Raw genomic sequence first — 18,890 nt, 5'->3', positions numbered from 1 at the left:
TCGTATGCGAGGTCATCATGAACACCGGTGCAAAGAACGCCTCGCGCGTCCGCGGCTGGCTCGACACAGCATCCGCCCATTGAACAACGATGAGACCCGACAGTCTTCAATGATCGTTGCTCGCAGCTCCACGGCGCGCTCGTCGCCGGGGAGTTCCTAATGAGTGAAGCAAATGAAAAAGCCGGACGCGCCGCTTACGCGCGTCCGGCTCATACCGCTGTTTGACGACTATGGAACGCCAGCCGCGCTCAGGCGGCGCTCGTCGCTACGTGCTCTCCCGCGCCGCGCTGCGAGCGCTCGGGATGCAGCCAGCGCAGCGCGACGAGTGCGGCGACGATCAGCATGATCGCGCTCGTCGCAAAGCCGAGCTCGTAAGCGTGTGCGCTCACGCCGCCGTTCGCCTGCACGATCCGGCCGATCAGCATCGGCGCGATGGCTGCTCCGGTGCTGGCGAGCGCCGTATGAATGCCGATGAGCGCGCCGCGCTGCGTATCCGGCACGAGTTCCGAGAGCAGCGCTGGCGCGAGCGCGAAGCAGGCGGTCGGCAAACCGCTCGCGAGAGCGAACACGACGACTTTCTGCACCGGCGCGAGGCCCGGCAACATCAACACGAAGAACAGACACGCGCCGCCGATGAACGCCGCGCACAGCAAGCGCACGCGCGCGTTACGCGACGACGCCCCGCGCACCAGCATGCGCTGCGACAGCCAGCTGAGCCCGAGGCTGAACGGGGCCGCCGCGGCGATCACGAGCGCAAACCAGCGGCCCGAAACGATGCCCGAGAAGCCGAGCGCCTTCTCCAGATACGTCGGCAGCCAGGTCATGTTCGCGCCCATCATCCAGTAGCCGGCGAAGCCGAGAAAGAACACGCAGAGCACGGTCGGATTGCTCAGCAGTTTGCGATACGGCACTCTCTGAACCGTCGTATCGGGCGCGCCCGTCAGCGTTCGCGGATGTTGCACGAGATTGCCTTCGCGACCGACGCACAGCCACAGCACGCTCCACACGGCGCCTATCGCACCGAGCACGACGAAGTTCGTGCGCCATCCCCAGTGATGCGTGATGACCGGAATGAGCAGGCCAGCGAGCAACAGTCCGACGACCGCGCCCTGATTCACCAGCGCGACCGGCATGTTGCGCTTCTCGTTGGGGAACCATTTGTAGAGCGCGTGCACGGAGACCGGATAGAACGGACCTTCCGCCGCGCCGAGCACGACGCGGCACACGAGAAATGCGGCCATGCTGCTGAAGATCGCCTGCGGAACCTGCAGGACCGCCCACATGACGCCCATGCCGAGCAGCAGCCAGCGTGTCTGAATCCGGTTCGACAGAAATCCCACCAGCACCGTCGATACGGCGAAGAGCCAGAAGAAACTTCCTGCGACCACGCCGAATTGCGCCGGGGATAGGCCCAGATCGCGCATCAGCGGCACGGCGACCATGCCGAGCACGATCTTGTCGAGAAAATTGATGAGGGCGAGCGCCATCAGCATCAGCGTCGTCATCCACGCCGCGCGTGGCCTGTAACCGTCGAGTGAATTCATGGTCTGGGTCGGCTCAAGGATGCGGCGTGCTTATTCCACGCTCATGTCACGCTTCTTTCACGCCGCGGGGTGAAAGTCTGGCCGCGCTCGCTCGCACGAAACGAGGCCGCTCGCTTGTCACGTTAAGTGCGCTGCGTGAGCTCGAGCCCCACCCGAAACAGGGAGGACAGGGAAAACGCCGTGCCGCGCAATGTGTCACGCCGCGCGGACAGTGTGTCTTCGCGCGACCGGAGGATGCGGCGTCAGGGGCTCGTCTGCGTGAATGGCATCGTCCTTGCGTGTGGATGTCCCTTCGGTCTTTCGAACCATCGTTCAATCTGAAGGAGAGTGCTCATGAGTCTGGATCTGACGTTCCGCGCAGGCGAAGCAACCGTGCTGGCCGCGCCGGGCCAAGCGACCGATGCGATGCCGGAGATTCTGATCGGCCGCGTCGACGGGCCGGTCGGCCACGCGTTCGCGAACATGATGGCGCAGTCGAAAGGACACACCGCCATGTTCGCGATTCGGGCGTGCAATCAGATGGTCCGCCCCGCGACGATGATCGTTCCGAAGGTGACGCTGAAGGACATGGGGAACATCGACCTGTTCGGCGGCGTGGTGCAGTCGGCGACCGCCGACGCCGTCGTCGATTGTCTGATCGAAGGTATCTTGCCGAAGGATCAGGCAAACGAGCTGTGCATCATCAGCCTCGTGTGGATCGATCCGCGGTGCGCGACGGACGCGAACCTCGACAAGAAGGACATGTACCGCACCAATTACGAGGCGACGAAGCTCGCCATTCAGCGCGCGATGAAGAACGAGCCGAGCGTCGAGGAACTGATCGCGAACCGGCACGGCATCAAGCACGATATGGACGACTGGAGCTGATCAGCGGCTTCCCGCCGAACCCGGTTCGCGTTTTCGCGGCGCCGCGCGTCGGCGCGGACTGCGCGTTGGTTGGGCGCGTTCCCTTTCGATAGCGGCGTCGGGCTCGGCGCGGTCCGCCACGCCCGGCAGCGCGAGATCGGCCGCCTTCAGCGTGAAATTGACGTGCACGGTGTCGTAGGGAAACACGATGGCGCCGTGTTCGTCGTGTTCGAGCAGGCCGTCCTCGAGCAGCGCCTTGACATCGCGATGCACGCCTTTCACGTCGCGAGCGAGGCGTCGCGACAGTTCGCGGATCGACATGGGGCCGGCGCCGGTCATTGCCCGGATGATCCGCCAGCGCGGCGTGGTAAAGGTGTCGAAGAGCAGTTCGGGCGTGGCGTAGGAGAAGTATTGTCCTTGAAACCTGCCGCTCTTGAGTTGGACCTCGACTCGCGCGCTCAAATCTTCGAGCGGACATACGTCGATTGTGACGGTCTTGTTCATGTTGACCTCCATCTGTTCCATACCTGCACGTTCGCGTAGAAGTCCGCGTACAGTTGACTGACCGATCTGAATGTGTAAGGCGTCTCGACGTTCGCAAAGTGCCGGTGATCGCCCTTTCCCCGCTCGTTGTCATAACGCAGCACGCACTCGCCGTCTATGACGTACGCGAGCCTGTACTTATACGGATGCGTACATCCCGAGACGGGTTCGGGAACCTGCCATATACTTAGTTCAACGAACGCACCGGGATACACTTTCTCGCGTAAGCCGATAATCTTGATAGCTTTCCTGTTGGACATTTTGACAACACCCTAGTGTGTTGTCAAATGCTCCAACATCTCATTGCCGGCCACCATTTCCCGAACGGACGACTTGACACGGTGACCCGCCCGCGCATTTCATCTGCCAAGCGTGCAAGACGCTGCTAGACTGAAAGACCCTGTCTCGCCGGCGAAGCACCTACGATCCGCAAGAAGCTTTGATGACGAATCGAAGTCACACGCGCTCGCCGATTGCGCGATGACACGTCGCCCGTCATTCTGCACTGCAGCAACCGCGAGCACGACGCAGGCGCGTTCCGTCTTATAGCCGTCTCCTATCGGCGGCATTGCAAAAATCGCATTCTATTGAGGGTTGCTCTCGCGTATTTTTTAAATTGCGGAAGGCCTGCCTCGACGATTCACGCATCGCCCGATGCACGCCGCGAATTCTCTTTGGTAGTCAGTAGCAGAACAACTAGTGGGTACGTCCTCGCAAGGAGATAACGCATGTCAAGCGAATCGAAATGTCCATTCACTCATGCTGCCGGCACCGGCACGACCAACCGTGACTGGTGGCCGAAGCAGCTACGGGTGGATCTTCTGAACCAGCATTCGAATAAGTCGAATCCGCTCGACCCCGGCTTCGACTACGCCGAGGCGTTCAAGCGCCTCGATCTCGCCGCGGTCAAGAAAGATCTCGCGGCGCTGATGACCGACTCGCAGGACTGGTGGCCTGCCGACTTCGGTCATTACGGCCCGCTCTTCATCCGCATGGCGTGGCACAGCGCCGGCACCTATCGCATCGGCGATGGCCGGGGAGGCGGTGGGCGCGGCCAGCAGCGGTTCGCGCCGGTCAACAGCTGGCCGGATAATGTCAGCCTCGACAAGGCCCGCCGTCTGCTCTGGCCCGTCAAGCAGAAGTACGGTCAGAATATTTCCTGGGCCGATCTGCTGATTCTGGCCGGCAACGTCGCACTGGAAACGATGGGCTTCAAGACCTTCGGCTTCGCGGGCGGCCGCGAAGACACGTGGGAGCCGGATCAGGACGTCTATTGGGGCAATGAAAAAACCTGGCTGGGCGGCGATGTCCGCTACGGCAAAGGCGCCGCCGGCAACGATGAAGATCAGGGCGTCATCACTGCCGACGAACAGAAGCACGGCGAAGAAGTCAGCCGCACCGACAACGGCCGCAATCTGGAAAACCCGCTCGGCGCGGTGCAGATGGGTCTGATCTATGTCAACCCGGAAGGCCCGGACGGCAATCCCGATCCGCTGGCGGCGGCGCACGATATCCGCGAGACCTTCGCGCGCATGGCGATGAACGACGAGGAAACCGTCGCGCTGATCGCGGGCGGCCACACGTTCGGCAAGACGCACGGCGCGGGCCCGGCCGACAACGTCGGTCCCGAGCCGGAATCCGCCGATCTGGAAAACATGGGCCTCGGCTGGAAAAACAGCTACGGCAGCGGCAAGGGCGCGGATACGATCACGAGCGGCCTGGAAGTCACCTGGACCACGACGCCGACGAAGTGGGGCCAAGGCTTCTGGGAGAACCTTTTCGGTTACGAGTATGAATTGACGAAAAGCCCGGCGGGCGCGAATCAGTGGGTCGCGAAGGATTCGAGCGAAACCATCCCGCACGCGCATGATCCATCGAAGAAAATCAAGCCGACGATGCTGACGACGGACCTGTCGCTACGCCTCGATCCGGAATACGCGAAGATTTCGAAACGCTTCTGGGAAAACCCGGATCAGTTCGCCGATGCCTTCGCTCGCGCGTGGTTCAAGCTGACGCACCGCGACATGGGTCCGAAAGCGCGCTATCTCGGCCCGGAAGTGCCGCAGGAAGAGTTGCTGTGGCAGGACCCGATTCCGGAAGTGGATCATCCGCTCGTCGACGATCAGGATGTCGCGGCGCTCAAGCAGAAAGTGCTGGCGTCGGGTTTGTCGGTGACCGAGCTCGTTTCGGCGGCGTGGGCGTCGGCATCGACGTTCCGTGGCTCCGACAAGCGCGGCGGCGCGAACGGTGCGCGCATTCGCCTTGCGCCGCAGAAGGACTGGGAAGCGAACGAGCCCGAAAAACTCGCGAAGGTGCTGAAGGCGCTGGAAGGCATTCAGAGCGGGTTCAACGGCGCGCAATCCGGCGGCAAGAAGATTTCGATCGCCGATCTGGTCGTGCTGGCGGGCGGCGCGGCGATCGAGCAGGCGGCGGAGAAGGCGGGCCAGAAAGTGACCGTGCCGTTCACGCCGGGCCGCATGGACGCGACACAGGACAAGACCGACGTGCTTTCGGTCTCGGCGCTCGAACCCGTCGCCGATGGCTTCCGCAACTTCGTCAAGACCAACGTGCGCGTGCCGCCCGAGGCGCTTCTGATCGACAAGGCGCAACTGCTGACCCTGACCCCGCCGGAGATGACGGCGCTCGTCGGCGGATTGCGCGCGCTGAAGGTGTCGGCCGGAGCGAACGCGCATGCGCACGGCGTCTTCACCGACCGGCCGGGCGTGCTGACGAACGACTTCTTCGTCAATCTGCTCGATATGAACACGGAATGGCTGCCGGTGTCGTCGAGCCGTGATCTGTTCGAAGGGCGCGATCGCAAGACGGGGCAAAGGAAGTGGACCGGCAGCCGCGTCGATCTGATCTTCGGGTCGCACTCCGTGTTGCGTGCGCTTTCCGAAGTCTATGCGAGCAGCGACGGGCAGGCGAAGTTCGTCAACGACTTCGTCGCGGCCTGGACCAAAGTGATGAATCTCGATCGCTTCGATCTGAAGACGAAGTAACCGCCGCGCTTTCGACGGCAGCCAATGCGGCTCCGGTTCTGCCGGAGCCGCATTTTTTTTTGGCAGGGCTTATCGCTCTCGCCTATTGCGGTCATCGACGCTAAATGCTTTGATGCAGGCAAGCCGTTCCGAACGAGAGCGCGCCCGCGCGAACTCGAAAAAAATAAACGGAATGGCGCGGCTAAGAACAAGATTCAATCGGAGAGCAAAATGAAAAAGACGTGGACGGAAGACGAAATCACGCTTGATTGCCTTGCAACACATATTGCTGACTCGGGTCTGGAATGTGTCACCGAAACGCAGCAAATCGTGTTGCATACACATTCGGGAATCGGTTATCTCTTGTCGCTCGAACGCGAAAGGAAATTCGTTCGCTTCGTCACGTATCTGCCCGCGGCGCGGGAAGCCATGCGCTGGCGCAAGCGCGACTTCGAGCATCGGCTGAACTCGGAAGTGTTCATGGGCTCTTTCTGGATCGACGGCGAGGATGATCTCGTCGCTGAATATCTGATGAGCTATCGGCTCGGCCTGATCGCGGGACAGTTCATGGCGATCCTGCATCGGTACGCGTCGATGCTGGAGCACGTGATGGCTGCGAAGAACGACGAAGGGCTCGTCGCGTTCGGGCAGACGCCGCACCTGACCGGCGACGATGACGTGCGCATCGCGAACCTTCGGCTGCTGGGCTGATGCGGCTGATTCGGCTGACATACGCGATTCCGGCGAATCGCGTATCGTCTCCTTTCCGACTCGTTCATCGACAGGAGACACGCCATGCCCCGCACCGTCGCCGAGAAACGCGCCGCCTTTCGCGCGCTGCACGAATCTGGTTGCTTCATGTTGCCGAATCCCTGGGATGCCGGTTCCGCGCGCTATCTCGCGACGCTCGGCTTCAAGGCGCTCGCGACGACGAGTTCGGGCTTCGCATGGTCGCAGGGCTACGCGGACAATCACGTCACGCGCGATGCCGTGCTCGCGCATTTACGCGAGATCGTCGAAGCAACCGACTTGCCGGTGAATGCGGATTTCGAAAGCGGCTTCGGCGCGACGCCGGACGAAGTCGCGGAAAGCGTGAAGCTCGCGGTGGCGACGGGCGTCGCGGGTTTGTCGATCGAAGATTCGACAGGCGATGCAGCGTCGCCCTTGTTTGCCGTCGATGTCGCCGTGGCGCGCATGAAGGCGGCGCGGCGCGCGATCGATGAAACCGGCGGCGATACTTTGCTCGTCGGCCGCGCGGAAAACTTCTTCGCAGGCAAGCCCGATATCGACGATGCGATTGCGCGTCTCAAGGCCTATTCCGATGCGGGCGCGGATTGTCTCTATGCGCCCGGCATCAAGACGCGCGAGCAGATCGAGGTGGTGGTGAAGGCGGTCGGGCCGAAGCCGGTGAATCTGCTGATCGGCGGTGTGTCCGAGTTCACATTGAGCGATGTGGCCGCGCTCGGCGTGCGCCGCGTGAGCGTCGGCGGAGGGCTCGCGCGCGCGGCGTGGGGCGGGTTCATGCGCGCGGCGCAAGGTCTCGTCGATGGTCGCTTCGACGGATTCAAGGATGCGGCGGCGGGCAATGATCTCAATGGAATATTCGAGGACCGCGCGTAGTTTTTCACTTCAAAGGAGACGATGAACATGGCCCGCGAAACCATCCGTGTCGAACCGCTTTCCACGTATCTCGAACGATTCAAGGCGCCGACTTCCGCCGTCACGCGCCACGGCGATACAGTCTACGTATCCGGCTTTCCGCCGTTCGATCCGCAGACCGGGGAAGTCGTGGCGAATGCGACCATCGAACGGCAAACGGAACTGGTGCTTCAGCAGTTGAAGCTGTGTGTCGAAACGGCGGGATCGTCGCTCGATCAGGTGTTGAAGTGCAATGTGTACTGCACGTCGGTCGATGCGTTTCCTGTCGTCAACGCGGTGTACGCACGGTTCTTCGGGCCGAATCCGCCGGCACGCATTTTCATCAACGTGCCGGCGTGGCCGGGCGGGTTCGATATCGAGATCGATTGCGTGGCGGCGGCCGGGTGAATCAGTCGGCGTGCGCGCGATCGAACGCCCAAACCTCCGGAAACCCCATCAGCGTGCACATATCGGCAAACGGATACATCGCGCCCGAAGCGCCTTCCGTGCCCTTCTGCGCGAGTATTTCGCCGTACATATCCTTGAGCGCCTTCGCCACGGCCAAAAATCCCGACGCCGGATAAATCGCCAGCGAAAAGCCGAGCTTCTGCAATTCCGCGGGCGGCAACTGCGGCGTCCTTCCGCCTTCGACGACATTCACGAGCAGCGGCATGTCGAAAGCGCGCCCGATCTTCTCCAACTCTTCCACACTCTCCGGCGATTCGATGAACAACACATCGGCGCCGGCCTTCGCGTATGCCTCGCCGCGACGCAACGCTTCGTCGAGCCCGAGCGATGTCCGCGCATCCGTCCTCGCGACGATCTGAAAACCCGCATCGCTACGGCTTTCCGCCGCGACCTTGATCTTGCGCACCATGTCTTCGAGCGGAATCACGCGGCGTCCCGGCGTATGGCCGCATTTCTTCGGGAATTCCTGATCTTCCAGTTGTATGCCCGCCGCGCCCGCCTGCTCATAACCCCGCACCGTATGCGCGACGTTGAGCAGGCCGCCGTAGCCCGTATCGCCGTCGCAGATCATCGGCGTGTTCGTGCCGCCGCAGAATGCCGTGACGCGATTGACCATATCGGTGTAAGTGGCGAGCCCCGCGTCGGGCAGGCCGAGGTGCGACGCAACTGTGCCGAAGCCCGTCATGTAGAGGCAATCGAAGCCCATCGAGTCGGCCATCTTCGCGGAAATCATGTCGAAGATGCCGGGCGCGGTGACGATCTCCTTGCGCGCGAAACGCGCCTTCAACGCCTGACGCTTGTCCTGATGTGAAACGCTCATAACCCTGTCCTCTAAAGTTTCAACGATGCGATTCCCGCGTCAACGCCGACGCCGCGAGCGCGCCATCGGCATCGGGCGAAGGTGCGATGTCTTCCAGCGAGCGCTTGTTCGTCTCGATGCCGAACACCGCCAGCACGACGGCCATCACGGCGAGCGCGCCGATGGTCATCGAGAGCACGTCTTTCACGCCGCCCGTGGCGTACATCACGACCACGAGCTGCGGCGCGAAAATGCCGGTGATGCGCCCCGCACAACCGGCGATGCCGTTGCCGCGCATACGGTTCTCGGTGGCGAAAAGCTCGGGCACATACGTCGCAACACCGAGCGCGACCATCAGATACGTCAGCGTGAAAAGAAGGAAGCCGAGTAGCGTCGCCATCGCGACGCCGGTGGAATGCCCGTACAGCCAGCCGATCACTGCCGCCAGCACCGCGACCGCGATCAACCCGTTCTTGCGGCCGACCTTGTCGGCGATCAGCACGCCGACGAGTGCGCCCGCCGGTCCGCCCAGCGACATCAACGTCGAATAGCCGAGCGACGATGCCATGCCGATGCCTTGCTTCATCAGGAACGTCGGCACCCAGACGATGAAGCCGTAGATCACCATGTTGATCGCGATCTGCACGACGATCGCGACAAAGGTGCGGCGAATCTGCGACGGCGAGAAGAGTTCGAGCAGCGTGGTCTTCTTCGTGACGATGCGCGGCGCGTCGTCGATGGGCGGCAGCGGCGCCTTTTTCGCCGATTCTGCTTCGGCGGCGCGCAGGATCGCTTCGGCTTCCTCGTAACGGCCTTTCGATTCGAGCCAGCGCGGCGACTCCGGCATCTTCTTGCGGATGACCCACACGATCAGCGCGCCGATGCCGACGATCGCGAACATCGCGCGCCAGCCGATCGACGGGATGATGAGATAGCCGAGGAACGTCGAGAAAAAGAGCGCCGAGTTCGTGATCAGCGACAGATACGCCGACCATTTTCCGCGCACCGCGGGCGGCATGAATTCGCCGACCGAGCCATAGCCGACGACGATCTCCGCGCCCAGCCCCAGCCCCATGAAGAAGCGGCAGACGATGAGCCACGTCATGTCCGGCGCGAATGCGCCCGCGAGCGACGCGAGGCCGAACACGGCGAGATTGAACTGATACGTGAACTTGCGGCCTTTCGCGTCGCCGAGTACGCCCGCCGTGAACGCGCCGATCAGCATGCCGATGAATGTCGACGAGAGGAACGCTGCGTTCAGCTGCATCGTCGACCAGCCGGTTTTGGCGAGCGCGCCGAGCACGCCGCCTGCCAGATAGATATCGAAGGAATCGAGAAACATGCCGGCGCCGATCAGCCACAGCACGCGCTTGTGAAAGCCGGAAATCGGCAACCGGTCGAGGCGTGCGCCGGCGCTCACGGTGCTTATCGTGCTCATGGTGCTTACGGTGGTGCTATCGGTGCTCAGCATGTCGTGTCTCCAGTCGACTTTGTCGTAATGCTGTTGCGGCCCGGACCGCCGCGCGTTCAGGGCGCGCGATGCTCCCTGTCGTATCGGTCGAGCACCGCCTTTTCGGCGGCGAGGATATGGCAGCGCGTGACGGCTTCCGCCCACGCGGCGTTGCGCTGTTCGAGCGCGAGAACGATTTCGAAATGCTGGCGCGCGCTGCGTTCGCGGTCTTCGTCGCTATAGGTGTCGAAGGTCCACTTGATGAGCGGCGTTTCCTTCATCGACCTGAGCGAGCGGTCGAGGCGCGCGTTGTTCGCGGCGGCCGTGATGATCGCGTGAAACTCGCCGTTCGCGGTGAACCAGGCTTCGCAGGATTCAGGTGTCGATGGATGTTGCGTGATCGCGAGCATCGCGTCGGCGAGTGCCTTGAGGCGCGCGATATCCGATTCGCCGATCGAAAGCGCCGCGCGTCCGGCGAGATAGGGCTCGACGAGCAACCGCGCTTCGAAGATCTCGCGCGCGTCCTGCAACGTCCACGCCTTCACGCGCACGCCGTAGTTCGGACGCGTTTCGACCCAGCCTTCGGCATCGAGCTTTCGCAGCGCTTCGCGCACCGGCGTGCGGCTCACGCCGAGGCCTTTCGCGAGTTGTTCCTCGCGCAGATATTGACCCGCGCCGTACTGTCCGCTGGCGAGCGCGTCCTTGATCGCGAGATAGACGTCGTCTGCCGAGCGCGCCGGTTCGGGCAGAATTGTATGCAAAGCGGGTTGGTTCTGCGGCATCGCGGCCCCGTTTCTCTAGGCTGACGGGAACATTGTATGCAAAGTCTGCGCGATGAGACGTGGGGATTTCCCTCAGTGTCCGCTTACTTTTTCTGTTTGGCCATGTAGCCGAGATAGGCAATGACCGCGTCGAGATCGCTGTCGCTGATCGCGTTCTTGTCGAAGCCGGGCATTTTCATGTCGGCCCAGGCGCGGATTGACTTCGGATCGCGGATGAAAGACTTCAGCACCCACGGCCGGAAATATTCGGTCGGATTGTGCGGGCGATTGAGGTCCGGACCCATCGATGCATCGCCGGCGCCGTTGATCTTGTGGCAGACCATGCATTGCGTCGCGAACACGCTTTGGCCGCGTCGAATCGGCGAATTCGAAGGCACGTTCTTGCCGACCGCGATTTGCGGCCAGCGCGCGGCGAGCGTCGGTGCGATGCGGATCGCATCGATCTTGAAGGGCCACTGCTCGCTCGAAATACCCGACGCAGCCGGATCGACCCACACGAGATAAAACGGACCGATATCGCCACTGTTCAGCACTTGCGGCCACGGCTCGTCCTGTGTCTCGATCGCGAGCCACGGTTCGGCGCGCTTCCTTGCTTCGCCGAAAAGCAGCTTCGCCGGCAAGTGCGTGACGAAGCCATCGGTGGCGGTGATCTGAAGCTCCTTGTCGGCGGGCATCGCCGTGATGCCGAGCAACGCGCGCAACGGCACCGCGCGATAGGTCATCGTGCGGCGGAACGTGACGTCGTTCGGCACGCGGATCGTCGCGGCGTCGGGACGCGCGAGCAGTTGTTCGGCCGAGAGCGAACGCTCGCCGCCGACGTTGATGACGAGGCTCGCGGCCATCGATGACGCGCACGCCAGCATCAGGCTCGCGAGCGCGAGCACGTGTTTCAGTCCGGGTTTCATCTTCGTACTAGCCGTTATCCGCGCCGAACTGCGTGCGCAGCGATTTGCGGATGACTTTGCCGGTAGCCGTCATCGGCAATTCGGCGACGAAGCGCACTTCGCGCGGATATTCGTGCGCCGCGAGCCGTATGCGCACATGTTCCTGCAATTCGCGCACGAGTGCATCGCCGGGTTCGAAGCCGTCGTTGAGCACGACGACCGCGCAGACGATCTCCGTGCGCTTCGCATCCGGCACGCCGATGACCGCGGCGAAGCGCACCGCCGGATGCCGGATGAGGCAATCCTCGATCGGACCCGGCCCGATGCGATAGCCCGCGCTCGTGATGACATCGTCGTCGCGGCCGATGAAGCGGAAAAAGCCGTCGTCATCGAGCGTGCCGAGATCGCCCGTCAGCAGGAAGTCGCCGCGAAACTTCTGCGCGGTCGCGGCTTCGTCGCGCCAGTAGCCGAGGAACATCACCGGATCGGGTCTTTGAATGGCGATGTGTCCCTGCGTGCCGTTGGGCACAGGCACGCCGGCGTCATCGACGATCGCGACGCGATGCCCCGGCACCGCTTTACCGATGCATCCGTTGCGCGGCTCGAACCACTGCTCGCACGACGACAGCACCATGTTGCACTCGGTCTGCCCATAGAACTCGTTGATGGTGACGCCGAGCATCGCGCGTCCCCACGACAGCAACTCCGCGCCGAGCGATTCGCCGCCGCTCGCCACGGAGCGCAGCGCGAGACCTTCGCGTTTCGCGTGCGGCGTCGCGCGCATCATCTTGAGCGCGGTTGGCGGCAGGAACGTGTGACTCACCGCGTTGCGCGTGAGCAGATCGAACGCGTCAGCGCCATCGAACTTGTCGAAGCGGCGCGCGAGGACCGGCACGCCGTGATGCCATGACGGCATGAGCACGTCGAACAGTCCGCCGATCCACGCCCAGTCTGCCGGAGTCCAGAACAGCGTGGCGTCGCGCGGAAAGCATTGCTGCGACATCTCCACGCCCGGCAGATGCCCCGGCAGGATGCGATGCCCGTGCAGCGCGCCCTTCGGCTTGCCGGTCGTGCCCGACGTGTAGATGATGACAGCGGGATCGTCGGCGGCGGTGTCGACGAGCGTTTCGTCGTCGGATGCGGCTTCGATCGCGGGCCAGAAGTCGGCGTCGGTATCGAATATTCGATGCAGCTCCGGCAACGCGTCGCGGATCTGCGCGATTTTCGCAGCGCCTTGCGCATCCGTGACGACGGCCTTCGCGCCCGAATGCGCGAGGCGGAACTCGATGGCATCGGTGCCGAAGAGCGCGAAGAGCGGCACCGCGATGCAGCCCATGCGATAAGCGGCGAGATGCGCGATCGCCGCTTCGACCGACTGCCGCACGAAAATCGCGACGCGGTCGCCACGCACGACGCCTTGCGCTTTCATCGCGTTGGCGAAGCAGTTGGACAGGCGTTTGAGGTCGTCGAAGGTGTAGCGCTTCTGCGATGTATCGGCGGCTTCGACGATCAGCGCGAGACGGTTGGAGCCGTCGGCCCATTTATCGCATACGTCCTGCGCGATGTTGTAGCGCGCGGGAATGCGCCATTCGAATCGACCTGCGACGGCTTCGTACGAATTGCCTGGCGGGAGCATGGGCGTGAGTGCGGAAGGGTTGATCGTTCGATCATCATACTTCGGGACGAATCAATCGATCCTGTTCTGCCACGCCGCGAACACGCTCGCACACAGCGCGACGCCGATGATGAAGTAAAACCCGTCGAGCGAACCGAGAAAGCTCGCCTGCTGCACGACGAGGCGATCGATCTCGACGAACGCAAGACTCTTCGCTTCGGCTGCGCTGTGGCCCATGCGCGCGAAGCTATCGAACAAGCCTTGATAGGTGCTCTGAAAGACCGGATTGAACGGATTGACCGCTTCGGCGAGCCGCGTCTGATGCAGCGCCACGCGATGCTGTTCGAGAATGATGATCGTCGCGGTCGAGAACGAGTAAGTCAGTTGCTTGACGATATTCTTGAAGCGATAACCATGACTGTATTCATCGATGGCAAACACGCGGAACGTCAGGTTCGCGACCGGCAGCGCGATGAAGAGCAGCAACATGCCGCGCAAGACCATCGGCGCGATGAGCCACGGCATGCTGACATCGGGCGGCATGTCGATCATCCACGTGCCGATGAACGCCGCGACCAGGAAGCCCGTCATGATCAGCCACTTCTTGTGCTTGATGCGCGACGAAAAGCGGAAATAGACGACGGCCATCGCCAGCGACGCCATCGACGTGAAGCCGACGAGCCGCCCCGCATTCTCCACCGGATAGTTCAGCCCGCCTTCGAGCAGGCGTGAGACGAGAAAGCTCATCGCGTTGTTGATGTAATAGAACGCGATATACAGCACGATGCCGACCTGAAACGTCTTCTCGCGCAACGCATGAAGCCGCAGCAGCGGCTTCGGATGATGCCACTGCTGCCACACGAACCAGCCGAGCGCGGCGAGGCCGGCGACGGTCAGCACGACCAGTTCCGGCGATGTGCTGAAGAGTTCGAAACGTACTTGCTGCATGACGATCTGCAACGCGCCCTGCGCGAACGCAAAGATGATGTACGGCCAGAAATGCGTGTCGCCGCGCGCTTCGGGTTGCACGCGCCCGGAAGAAGGCACGGCGAAGAACGCGAGCACGCCGAGCGCGACGCCAGCGAACGCGGTGCATGAGAACAGCGCGCGCCAGCCGACCCATGCGACGAGATAGCCGCCGCACAAGGGCGCGAGCGCCGTGCCGAGCAGGATCATGTTCAGAAAGCGGCGCGTCGCGGTGGGACGCTCCTGCGGCGTGAAACGCGTCTGGATCAGGATGCGCGCGGCGCTCATCATCGGGCCGATGAAATAGCCTTGAAAGCCGCGCGCGAGCGCCAGTTCAATGGCCGATTCGGACAACGTGGCCGCCACCGCGCCCGCTGCGAACAAGAACAGGCATCCGGCGATATACCGTCGATTACCGAGCCGCTCGATCCACCATTGCTGCTGCAGGATGCCGAGCACGGAAGCGACGGCATAGGCGCTCGAGGCCCACACGAGTTCATCGGACGATGCATTGATGCCGCCCGCGATCGTGCCCGTGAAGAACGAAAAGACGGAGTTGTCGAAGTAGTCGAGGCCCGTGGCGAGCGCGATGGCCCACGGAAACAGATCGCCGCGCAAACGTTTGACAATTTGTTTCGGATAACGAAAAGATGCAGAAGTCATTCGACATCCTTGCGCGGCTTGCGCGCGGCCATGCGTTCCTGCAGCAGCGTTTCCTTGCTTTCGCCCGCGATTCTGCGCCGCAAATAATCGAGATCGCTCGCCAGTTCGGTGCGCACCGCCTGCGCTTCCTTCAGCTCACGGCGCACGGCCGCGATGCGCGCGTCGACTGCTTCGACCTGTTGCGACAACGCCTCCTCGATTTCACGCAAGGACGCCGCCGAGTAACCCGTGCGGCCTTCGCCGAGCGTTTCCATTGGCCGCTTCAGCATTTCGACGATGCCTTGTAGCGAGAACCCGAGCGAGCGCAGGCGCAAGATGCGCGCGAACAGTTCCAGATCCTGCTCGCTGTAGAGCCGGTAACGGCCTTCGCTGCGCGTTGGCGTGACAAGTCCGCGCTCTTCGTAATATTTGAGCGTACGCGGCGTGACTTGCAGCCGTTCGGCGGCGTCGCGGATGGTGAGGAGCGCAGGCTTGGTGGCTGGCATGGCGGGCACGGAAGCACGAGATCGATGCCGCGTAGTATAACGCAAACCTGTACGTTCGCGTTCAGGTTTGCCGGGCATGCGGCGTGCTGGCGAAAGAGGGCGCGATGATAGACTCGAATGATTCGCGGCGCCGGTCTTCGGCGCCGCCCGAACGTCACGAAAACCGAAACGAATGAAACGATTCTCGATGATCCGCGATTTCCACCTGGCCGACTGGTTCACGCTGGGCAACGCGGTGTGCGGCACGGGCGCGCTTTTCTCGTCGATGTCCTATCTCGACGACTCCGACGTGCTGCATATCTATCTCGCCTGCGCGCTCGTGTTCGCGGCGCTCGTCTTCGATGTGCTCGACGGGCGCATCGCGCGCTGGCGGCAGAAGGCGTCGCTGCTGGGCAAGGAACTGGATTCGCTCGCCGACGTGATCTCGTTCGGCGTCGCGCCGGCGATCATCGGTTACGGATTCGGCATGCGCGGACTCTACGACCGCGTGATCCTGGCGTACTTCGTCGCGTGCGGCGTGTCGCGGCTCGCGCGCTACAACGTCACGACCGAAGAAATGTCGGGCGCGAGCGGCAAGGTGACGCACTTCGAGGGCACGCCGATTCCCACGTCGTTCGTGATCGTGCTGCTGCTGACGATCGGCGCTTGGTCCGGCGCGATCGGCGAAAGCATGTGGCTCGGCGCGTGGCGCGTCGGCGGTTTCACGCTGCATCCGCTGGTGCTGATCTATGCGATTTCCGGCTCGCTGATGATCAGCCGCATCCGCATTCCTAAGCCGTGACTTCGTGAGCCACGACGCGCGGCGGGCTGGTCGCAGGCGCCGCATCGAACTTGTCCTTCAGCGACGCCGATAAAAACTCCACGAACGTGCGGATCTTCGCATCCACGTGCTGGCGCGACGGATACACCGCATACACGCTCGCGCCTTGCAGCGGATAGTCCGGAAAGAGGCGCACGAGCCTGCCGGCGCGGATGTCGTCGGCGACGAAATAATGCGGCATCGCCGAGACGCCCGCGCCCGCCAGCAAGGCGACGCGTATCGCCTGCGCATCGTTCACCACGATCTGATCGGCGGCTTGCGCGTGGCCGGACGCGCCGAACGCCAACTCTGCATGCCAGTCGCACGGATGCGCGAACGGCGCGTTGATGCGCGTGAGCGCGTGCATCGACAGATCGCCGATCGATTCGACCGCGTTGCGCTTCAGATACGCGGGCGCCGCGACGAGCACGCGCTGAAACCGCCCGACGATCCGGTACGCGTTGCCCGAATCCGGCAGCGCCGCCGCCGACAGCACCGAAACGTCGAACTGTTCCTGCACGAGATCGGGCATGCCTGGCAGCAGCTTCAGATCGACCGTCACTTGCGGATGCGCGCGCCGGTATTCGACGATCGTCGACATCAACTGCGCAAGGCCCAGATCGGGCGCCGCATGCACGCGCAGCCGGCCGCGCGGGATCGTGGTGGCGTCGCTGGCTTCGGCGTCGGCGGCGTCGATTTCGGCGAGGATCGTCTTGCACTTGCGGTAGTAGCGCGCGCCGCTGTCGGTGAGCGAGACGCGGCGCGTCGTGCGTTGCAGGAGCCGCGTGCGCAGCTCGTCTTCCAGCGAAACGACCGCGCGCGACACGATGCCCACGCTGCAATCCATGTCCTTCGCGACGCCGCTGAAGCTGCCGGTCTCGGCGACGCGCGAAAACACGCGCATGCTGAAGAGCTTGTCCATGTCCGCTTGTCTCCCGATTCCGTCGATGTCTTCGATGGAATCAAGATACGTTCGCGAACCGCTTCACGCCATCAGCCGTGCATACAGCCGGGTCATCCTTGCGTATAGGTGTGAGCGGAATGCCGCCGCCCGATCAGGACGAAATGCGCCATCGCGATGAGCGGGAAAGCGGTGGCGACGCACGCGACGAGCGTCCAGCCGCCGCGCTCGTACAGCGGGCTCGCCAAGGCCGAGCCGAACGCGCCGCCGACGAAGATGCTCGTCATGTACACCGCGTTCAGCCGGTTGCGGCTCGCGGCGTGCAGCGCGTAGATCTCGCGCTGGCCGAGCACCATGTTCATCTGCACGGCGAAGTCGAGCGCGATGCCCGTCACGACGAGCGCGCCGACGCCCCACCCCGGATGGATCACGACCGGCAGGTACGCGAGCGCCGCGAGAATCAGCGCGATGAAGGTCGCGCGCACGGTGTGGCCCGCGTCGGCGAGCCGCCCGGCGATCGGCGCGGACGTCGCGCCCGTCGCGCCGATGAGCGCGAAGATGCCGATGGCCGTCTGCGAGAGCCCGTAATGCCGCGTCAACTCGACGGGAATCCCGGTCCAGAACAGGCTGAACGACGCGAACATCAGCGCCTGATAGAGCGAGCGGTGACGCAGCACGGGCATCGTGCGCACCAGATGGCCGAGCGAGCCGATCAGTTCGAAGTACGTCGCCCGATGATCCGGCTTGCGGTTCGGAATGGTCAGCGCGAGCACGGTAGTGATGCCGATCATCAGCACGGCGGCGGCGCCGAACATCGCGCGCCAGCCGAAATGGCCCGCGACGAGACTCGATATCGGCCGGGACAGCAGAATGCCGAGCAAGAGCCCGCTCATGATGGTGCCGACCACTTTGCCGCGCGCTTCGTCCGGCGCGAGATGCGCCGCGAGCGGAATCAGAATCTGCACCGCCACCGACGAGAAACCGATCAGCAGCGAGATCACGAGGAACCAGCCGGGCGTCTGCGTGAAGGTGGCCGCCGCGAGGCTCGCGATCGAAACGAGCGCGGTCGCGATCATGAGCTTGCGGTTTTCGAGCAGATCGCCGAGCGGCACGATGAAGAACAGCCCGAGCGCATAACCGATCTGCGTCAGCGACACGATGAGGCTCGCCGTGCCGCCCGCCATGCGCAGATCGGGCGCGATGAGCTCGGTGATCGGCTGCGCGTAATACAGATTCGCGACGATCGCGCCGCAGCAGAACGCGAAGAGCGCGATCAGGCCGCGCGTCAGCGGGACGTGCCGGGCGCCGTCGAGTGCGGTCGATGTTGAAGTCGACATTGGAAGTTCCTTGGGAGCAGTCCGCGACTATACGTTGCCCGCGCAGAACGCGCTCGAAGCGCACGCGCGCACGCGATTCCGCCATACGAAACGTCCCACATATACGTACATATGATTTTCCCGCCGCGGCCGCATGCGTAATATGACTTCATCCAGCGGCGCATCAGTCTCATGCCCGCCGAAATTCAG

Annotated in this window: 18 protein-coding genes; 6 read left to right on the top strand and 12 right to left on the bottom strand. The window is 63.2% G+C overall.

Translation table 11 applies throughout. The features are described 5' to 3' along the window. Nucleotides 1-248 precede the first annotated feature (248 nt). The gene (locus AWB74_RS09695) at nt 249-1,544 is read right to left on the bottom strand and encodes an MFS transporter (protein WP_061146545.1); all 1,296 of its coding nucleotides are present in this window, start codon (nt 1,542-1,544) and stop codon (nt 249-251) included. A gap of 333 nt (nt 1,545-1,877) precedes the next feature. On the opposite strand from AWB74_RS09695, the gene fae reads away from it, so the two are divergent. Continuing rightward, the gene (gene fae, locus AWB74_RS09690; RefSeq protein ID WP_061146544.1) at nt 1,878-2,411 is read left to right on the top strand and encodes a formaldehyde-activating enzyme; all 534 of its coding nucleotides are present in this window, start codon (nt 1,878-1,880) and stop codon (nt 2,409-2,411) included. Here fae and AWB74_RS09685 read toward each other — a convergent pair whose 3' ends face one another. Beyond that, nucleotides 2,412-2,894 carry an HVO_A0114 family putative DNA-binding protein gene (locus AWB74_RS09685; RefSeq protein ID WP_061146681.1) on the bottom strand — a complete coding sequence of 161 codons (483 nt, stop codon included), beginning with the start codon at nt 2,892-2,894 and terminating at the stop codon, nt 2,412-2,414. After that, nucleotides 2,891-3,193, bottom strand: coding sequence for a toxin-antitoxin system TumE family protein (locus tag AWB74_RS47195; RefSeq protein WP_061146543.1), 303 nt, complete (start codon nt 3,191-3,193; stop codon nt 2,891-2,893). The genes AWB74_RS09685 and AWB74_RS47195 overlap by 4 nt, the downstream gene beginning before the upstream one ends. Nucleotides 3,194-3,661: 468 nt before the next feature. Between AWB74_RS47195 and katG the strand changes: the two genes are divergently transcribed. The 4 genes from katG (at nt 3,662) to AWB74_RS09660 (ending at nt 7,960) form a co-directional block, all read left to right on the top strand. Next, a complete protein-coding gene (gene katG, locus AWB74_RS09675; RefSeq protein ID WP_061146542.1) occupies nt 3,662-5,935 on the top strand; it encodes a catalase/peroxidase HPI in 2,274 nt (757 codons plus the stop codon). A gap of 210 nt (nt 5,936-6,145) precedes the next feature. Next, complete coding sequence (locus AWB74_RS09670) at nt 6,146-6,625, top strand: YbjN domain-containing protein (RefSeq protein WP_143749180.1); 480 nt, start codon at nt 6,146-6,148, stop codon at nt 6,623-6,625. 84 nt (nt 6,626-6,709) lie between these two features. After that, on the top strand, nt 6,710-7,534 hold the full coding sequence (locus AWB74_RS09665; protein WP_061146540.1) for an isocitrate lyase/PEP mutase family protein: 825 nt from the start codon (nt 6,710-6,712) through the stop codon (nt 7,532-7,534). 27 nt (nt 7,535-7,561) lie between these two features. Next, on the top strand, nt 7,562-7,960 hold the full coding sequence (locus AWB74_RS09660; RefSeq protein ID WP_061146680.1) for a RidA family protein: 399 nt from the start codon (nt 7,562-7,564) through the stop codon (nt 7,958-7,960). A gap of 1 nt (nt 7,961) precedes the next feature. Here AWB74_RS09660 and AWB74_RS09655 read toward each other — a convergent pair whose 3' ends face one another. From AWB74_RS09655 to AWB74_RS09625, 7 genes are all read right to left on the bottom strand, one after another. After that, nucleotides 7,962-8,840: an isocitrate lyase/PEP mutase family protein gene (locus AWB74_RS09655; protein WP_061146539.1), complete on the bottom strand. Its 879-nt coding sequence runs from the start codon at nt 8,838-8,840 to the stop codon at nt 7,962-7,964. Between the two features lie 19 nt (nt 8,841-8,859). Beyond that, nucleotides 8,860-10,290: an MFS transporter gene (locus AWB74_RS09650; RefSeq protein ID WP_061146538.1), complete on the bottom strand. Its 1,431-nt coding sequence runs from the start codon at nt 10,288-10,290 to the stop codon at nt 8,860-8,862. 56 nt (nt 10,291-10,346) lie between these two features. Continuing rightward, nucleotides 10,347-11,051 carry a GntR family transcriptional regulator gene (locus tag AWB74_RS09645; protein ID WP_061146537.1) on the bottom strand — a complete coding sequence of 235 codons (705 nt, stop codon included), beginning with the start codon at nt 11,049-11,051 and terminating at the stop codon, nt 10,347-10,349. A gap of 83 nt (nt 11,052-11,134) precedes the next feature. Continuing rightward, nucleotides 11,135-11,956, bottom strand: a complete 822-nt coding sequence (locus tag AWB74_RS09640; RefSeq protein WP_061146536.1) for a cytochrome c — start codon at nt 11,954-11,956, stop codon at nt 11,135-11,137. Nucleotides 11,957-11,963: 7 nt separating this feature from the next. Beyond that, the gene (locus tag AWB74_RS09635) at nt 11,964-13,571 is read right to left on the bottom strand and encodes an acyl-CoA synthetase (RefSeq protein WP_061146535.1); all 1,608 of its coding nucleotides are present in this window, start codon (nt 13,569-13,571) and stop codon (nt 11,964-11,966) included. Nucleotides 13,572-13,622: 51 nt separating this feature from the next. Then, nucleotides 13,623-15,179, bottom strand: a complete 1,557-nt coding sequence (locus AWB74_RS09630; protein WP_061146534.1) for an MFS transporter — start codon at nt 15,177-15,179, stop codon at nt 13,623-13,625. Then, the gene (locus AWB74_RS09625) at nt 15,176-15,664 is read right to left on the bottom strand and encodes a MerR family transcriptional regulator (protein ID WP_061146533.1); all 489 of its coding nucleotides are present in this window, start codon (nt 15,662-15,664) and stop codon (nt 15,176-15,178) included. The genes AWB74_RS09630 and AWB74_RS09625 overlap by 4 nt, the downstream gene beginning before the upstream one ends. 172 nt (nt 15,665-15,836) lie before the next feature. Between AWB74_RS09625 and pssA the strand changes: the two genes are divergently transcribed. Next, the gene (gene pssA / locus AWB74_RS09620; RefSeq protein ID WP_061124152.1) at nt 15,837-16,445 is read left to right on the top strand and encodes a CDP-diacylglycerol--serine O-phosphatidyltransferase; all 609 of its coding nucleotides are present in this window, start codon (nt 15,837-15,839) and stop codon (nt 16,443-16,445) included. On the opposite strand, the gene AWB74_RS09615 is transcribed toward pssA, so the two are convergent. Together AWB74_RS09615 and AWB74_RS09610 are read right to left on the bottom strand one after the other, a co-directional pair. Beyond that, on the bottom strand, nt 16,435-17,385 hold the full coding sequence (locus AWB74_RS09615; protein ID WP_061146532.1) for a LysR family transcriptional regulator: 951 nt from the start codon (nt 17,383-17,385) through the stop codon (nt 16,435-16,437). The genes pssA and AWB74_RS09615 overlap by 11 nt on opposite strands. 92 nt (nt 17,386-17,477) lie before the next feature. Continuing rightward, a complete protein-coding gene (locus AWB74_RS09610; RefSeq protein ID WP_061146531.1) occupies nt 17,478-18,701 on the bottom strand; it encodes an MFS transporter in 1,224 nt (407 codons plus the stop codon). Nucleotides 18,702-18,890 lie beyond the last annotated feature (189 nt).

Origin of the sequence: Caballeronia arvi (genome assembly GCF_001544695.2) — a bacterium.
Lineage (GTDB): Bacteria > Pseudomonadota > Gammaproteobacteria > Burkholderiales > Burkholderiaceae > Caballeronia > Caballeronia arvi.
This window is presented reverse-complemented; position numbering and strand designations above follow the sequence as displayed.

Excerpts from the sequence above, each read along its gene's own strand:
- AWB74_RS09610 (WP_061146531.1), bottom strand. The coding sequence starts at position 18,701 with ATGTCGACTTCAACATCGACCGCACTCGACGGCGCCCGGCACGTCCCG.
- katG (WP_061146542.1), top strand. The coding sequence starts at position 3,662 with ATGTCAAGCGAATCGAAATGTCCATTCACTCATGCTGCCGGCACCGGC.
- AWB74_RS09635 (WP_061146535.1), bottom strand. The coding sequence starts at position 13,571 with ATGCTCCCGCCAGGCAATTCGTACGAAGCCGTCGCAGGTCGATTCGAA.
- AWB74_RS09660 (WP_061146680.1), top strand. The coding sequence starts at position 7,562 with ATGGCCCGCGAAACCATCCGTGTCGAACCGCTTTCCACGTATCTCGAA.
- AWB74_RS09650 (WP_061146538.1), bottom strand. The coding sequence starts at position 10,290 with ATGCTGAGCACCGATAGCACCACCGTAAGCACCATGAGCACGATAAGC.
- fae (WP_061146544.1), top strand. The coding sequence starts at position 1,878 with ATGAGTCTGGATCTGACGTTCCGCGCAGGCGAAGCAACCGTGCTGGCC.
- AWB74_RS09685 (WP_061146681.1), bottom strand. The coding sequence starts at position 2,894 with ATGAACAAGACCGTCACAATCGACGTATGTCCGCTCGAAGATTTGAGC.
- AWB74_RS09670 (WP_143749180.1), top strand. The coding sequence starts at position 6,146 with ATGAAAAAGACGTGGACGGAAGACGAAATCACGCTTGATTGCCTTGCA.
- AWB74_RS09615 (WP_061146532.1), bottom strand. The coding sequence starts at position 17,385 with ATGGACAAGCTCTTCAGCATGCGCGTGTTTTCGCGCGTCGCCGAGACC.
- pssA (WP_061124152.1), top strand. The coding sequence starts at position 15,837 with ATGAAACGATTCTCGATGATCCGCGATTTCCACCTGGCCGACTGGTTC.
- AWB74_RS09645 (WP_061146537.1), bottom strand. The coding sequence starts at position 11,051 with ATGCCGCAGAACCAACCCGCTTTGCATACAATTCTGCCCGAACCGGCG.
- AWB74_RS09655 (WP_061146539.1), bottom strand. The coding sequence starts at position 8,840 with ATGAGCGTTTCACATCAGGACAAGCGTCAGGCGTTGAAGGCGCGTTTC.
- AWB74_RS09695 (WP_061146545.1), bottom strand. The coding sequence starts at position 1,544 with ATGAATTCACTCGACGGTTACAGGCCACGCGCGGCGTGGATGACGACG.
- AWB74_RS09665 (WP_061146540.1), top strand. The coding sequence starts at position 6,710 with ATGCCCCGCACCGTCGCCGAGAAACGCGCCGCCTTTCGCGCGCTGCAC.
- AWB74_RS47195 (WP_061146543.1), bottom strand. The coding sequence starts at position 3,193 with ATGTCCAACAGGAAAGCTATCAAGATTATCGGCTTACGCGAGAAAGTG.
- AWB74_RS09625 (WP_061146533.1), bottom strand. The coding sequence starts at position 15,664 with ATGCCAGCCACCAAGCCTGCGCTCCTCACCATCCGCGACGCCGCCGAA.
- AWB74_RS09630 (WP_061146534.1), bottom strand. The coding sequence starts at position 15,179 with ATGACTTCTGCATCTTTTCGTTATCCGAAACAAATTGTCAAACGTTTG.
- AWB74_RS09640 (WP_061146536.1), bottom strand. The coding sequence starts at position 11,956 with ATGAAACCCGGACTGAAACACGTGCTCGCGCTCGCGAGCCTGATGCTG.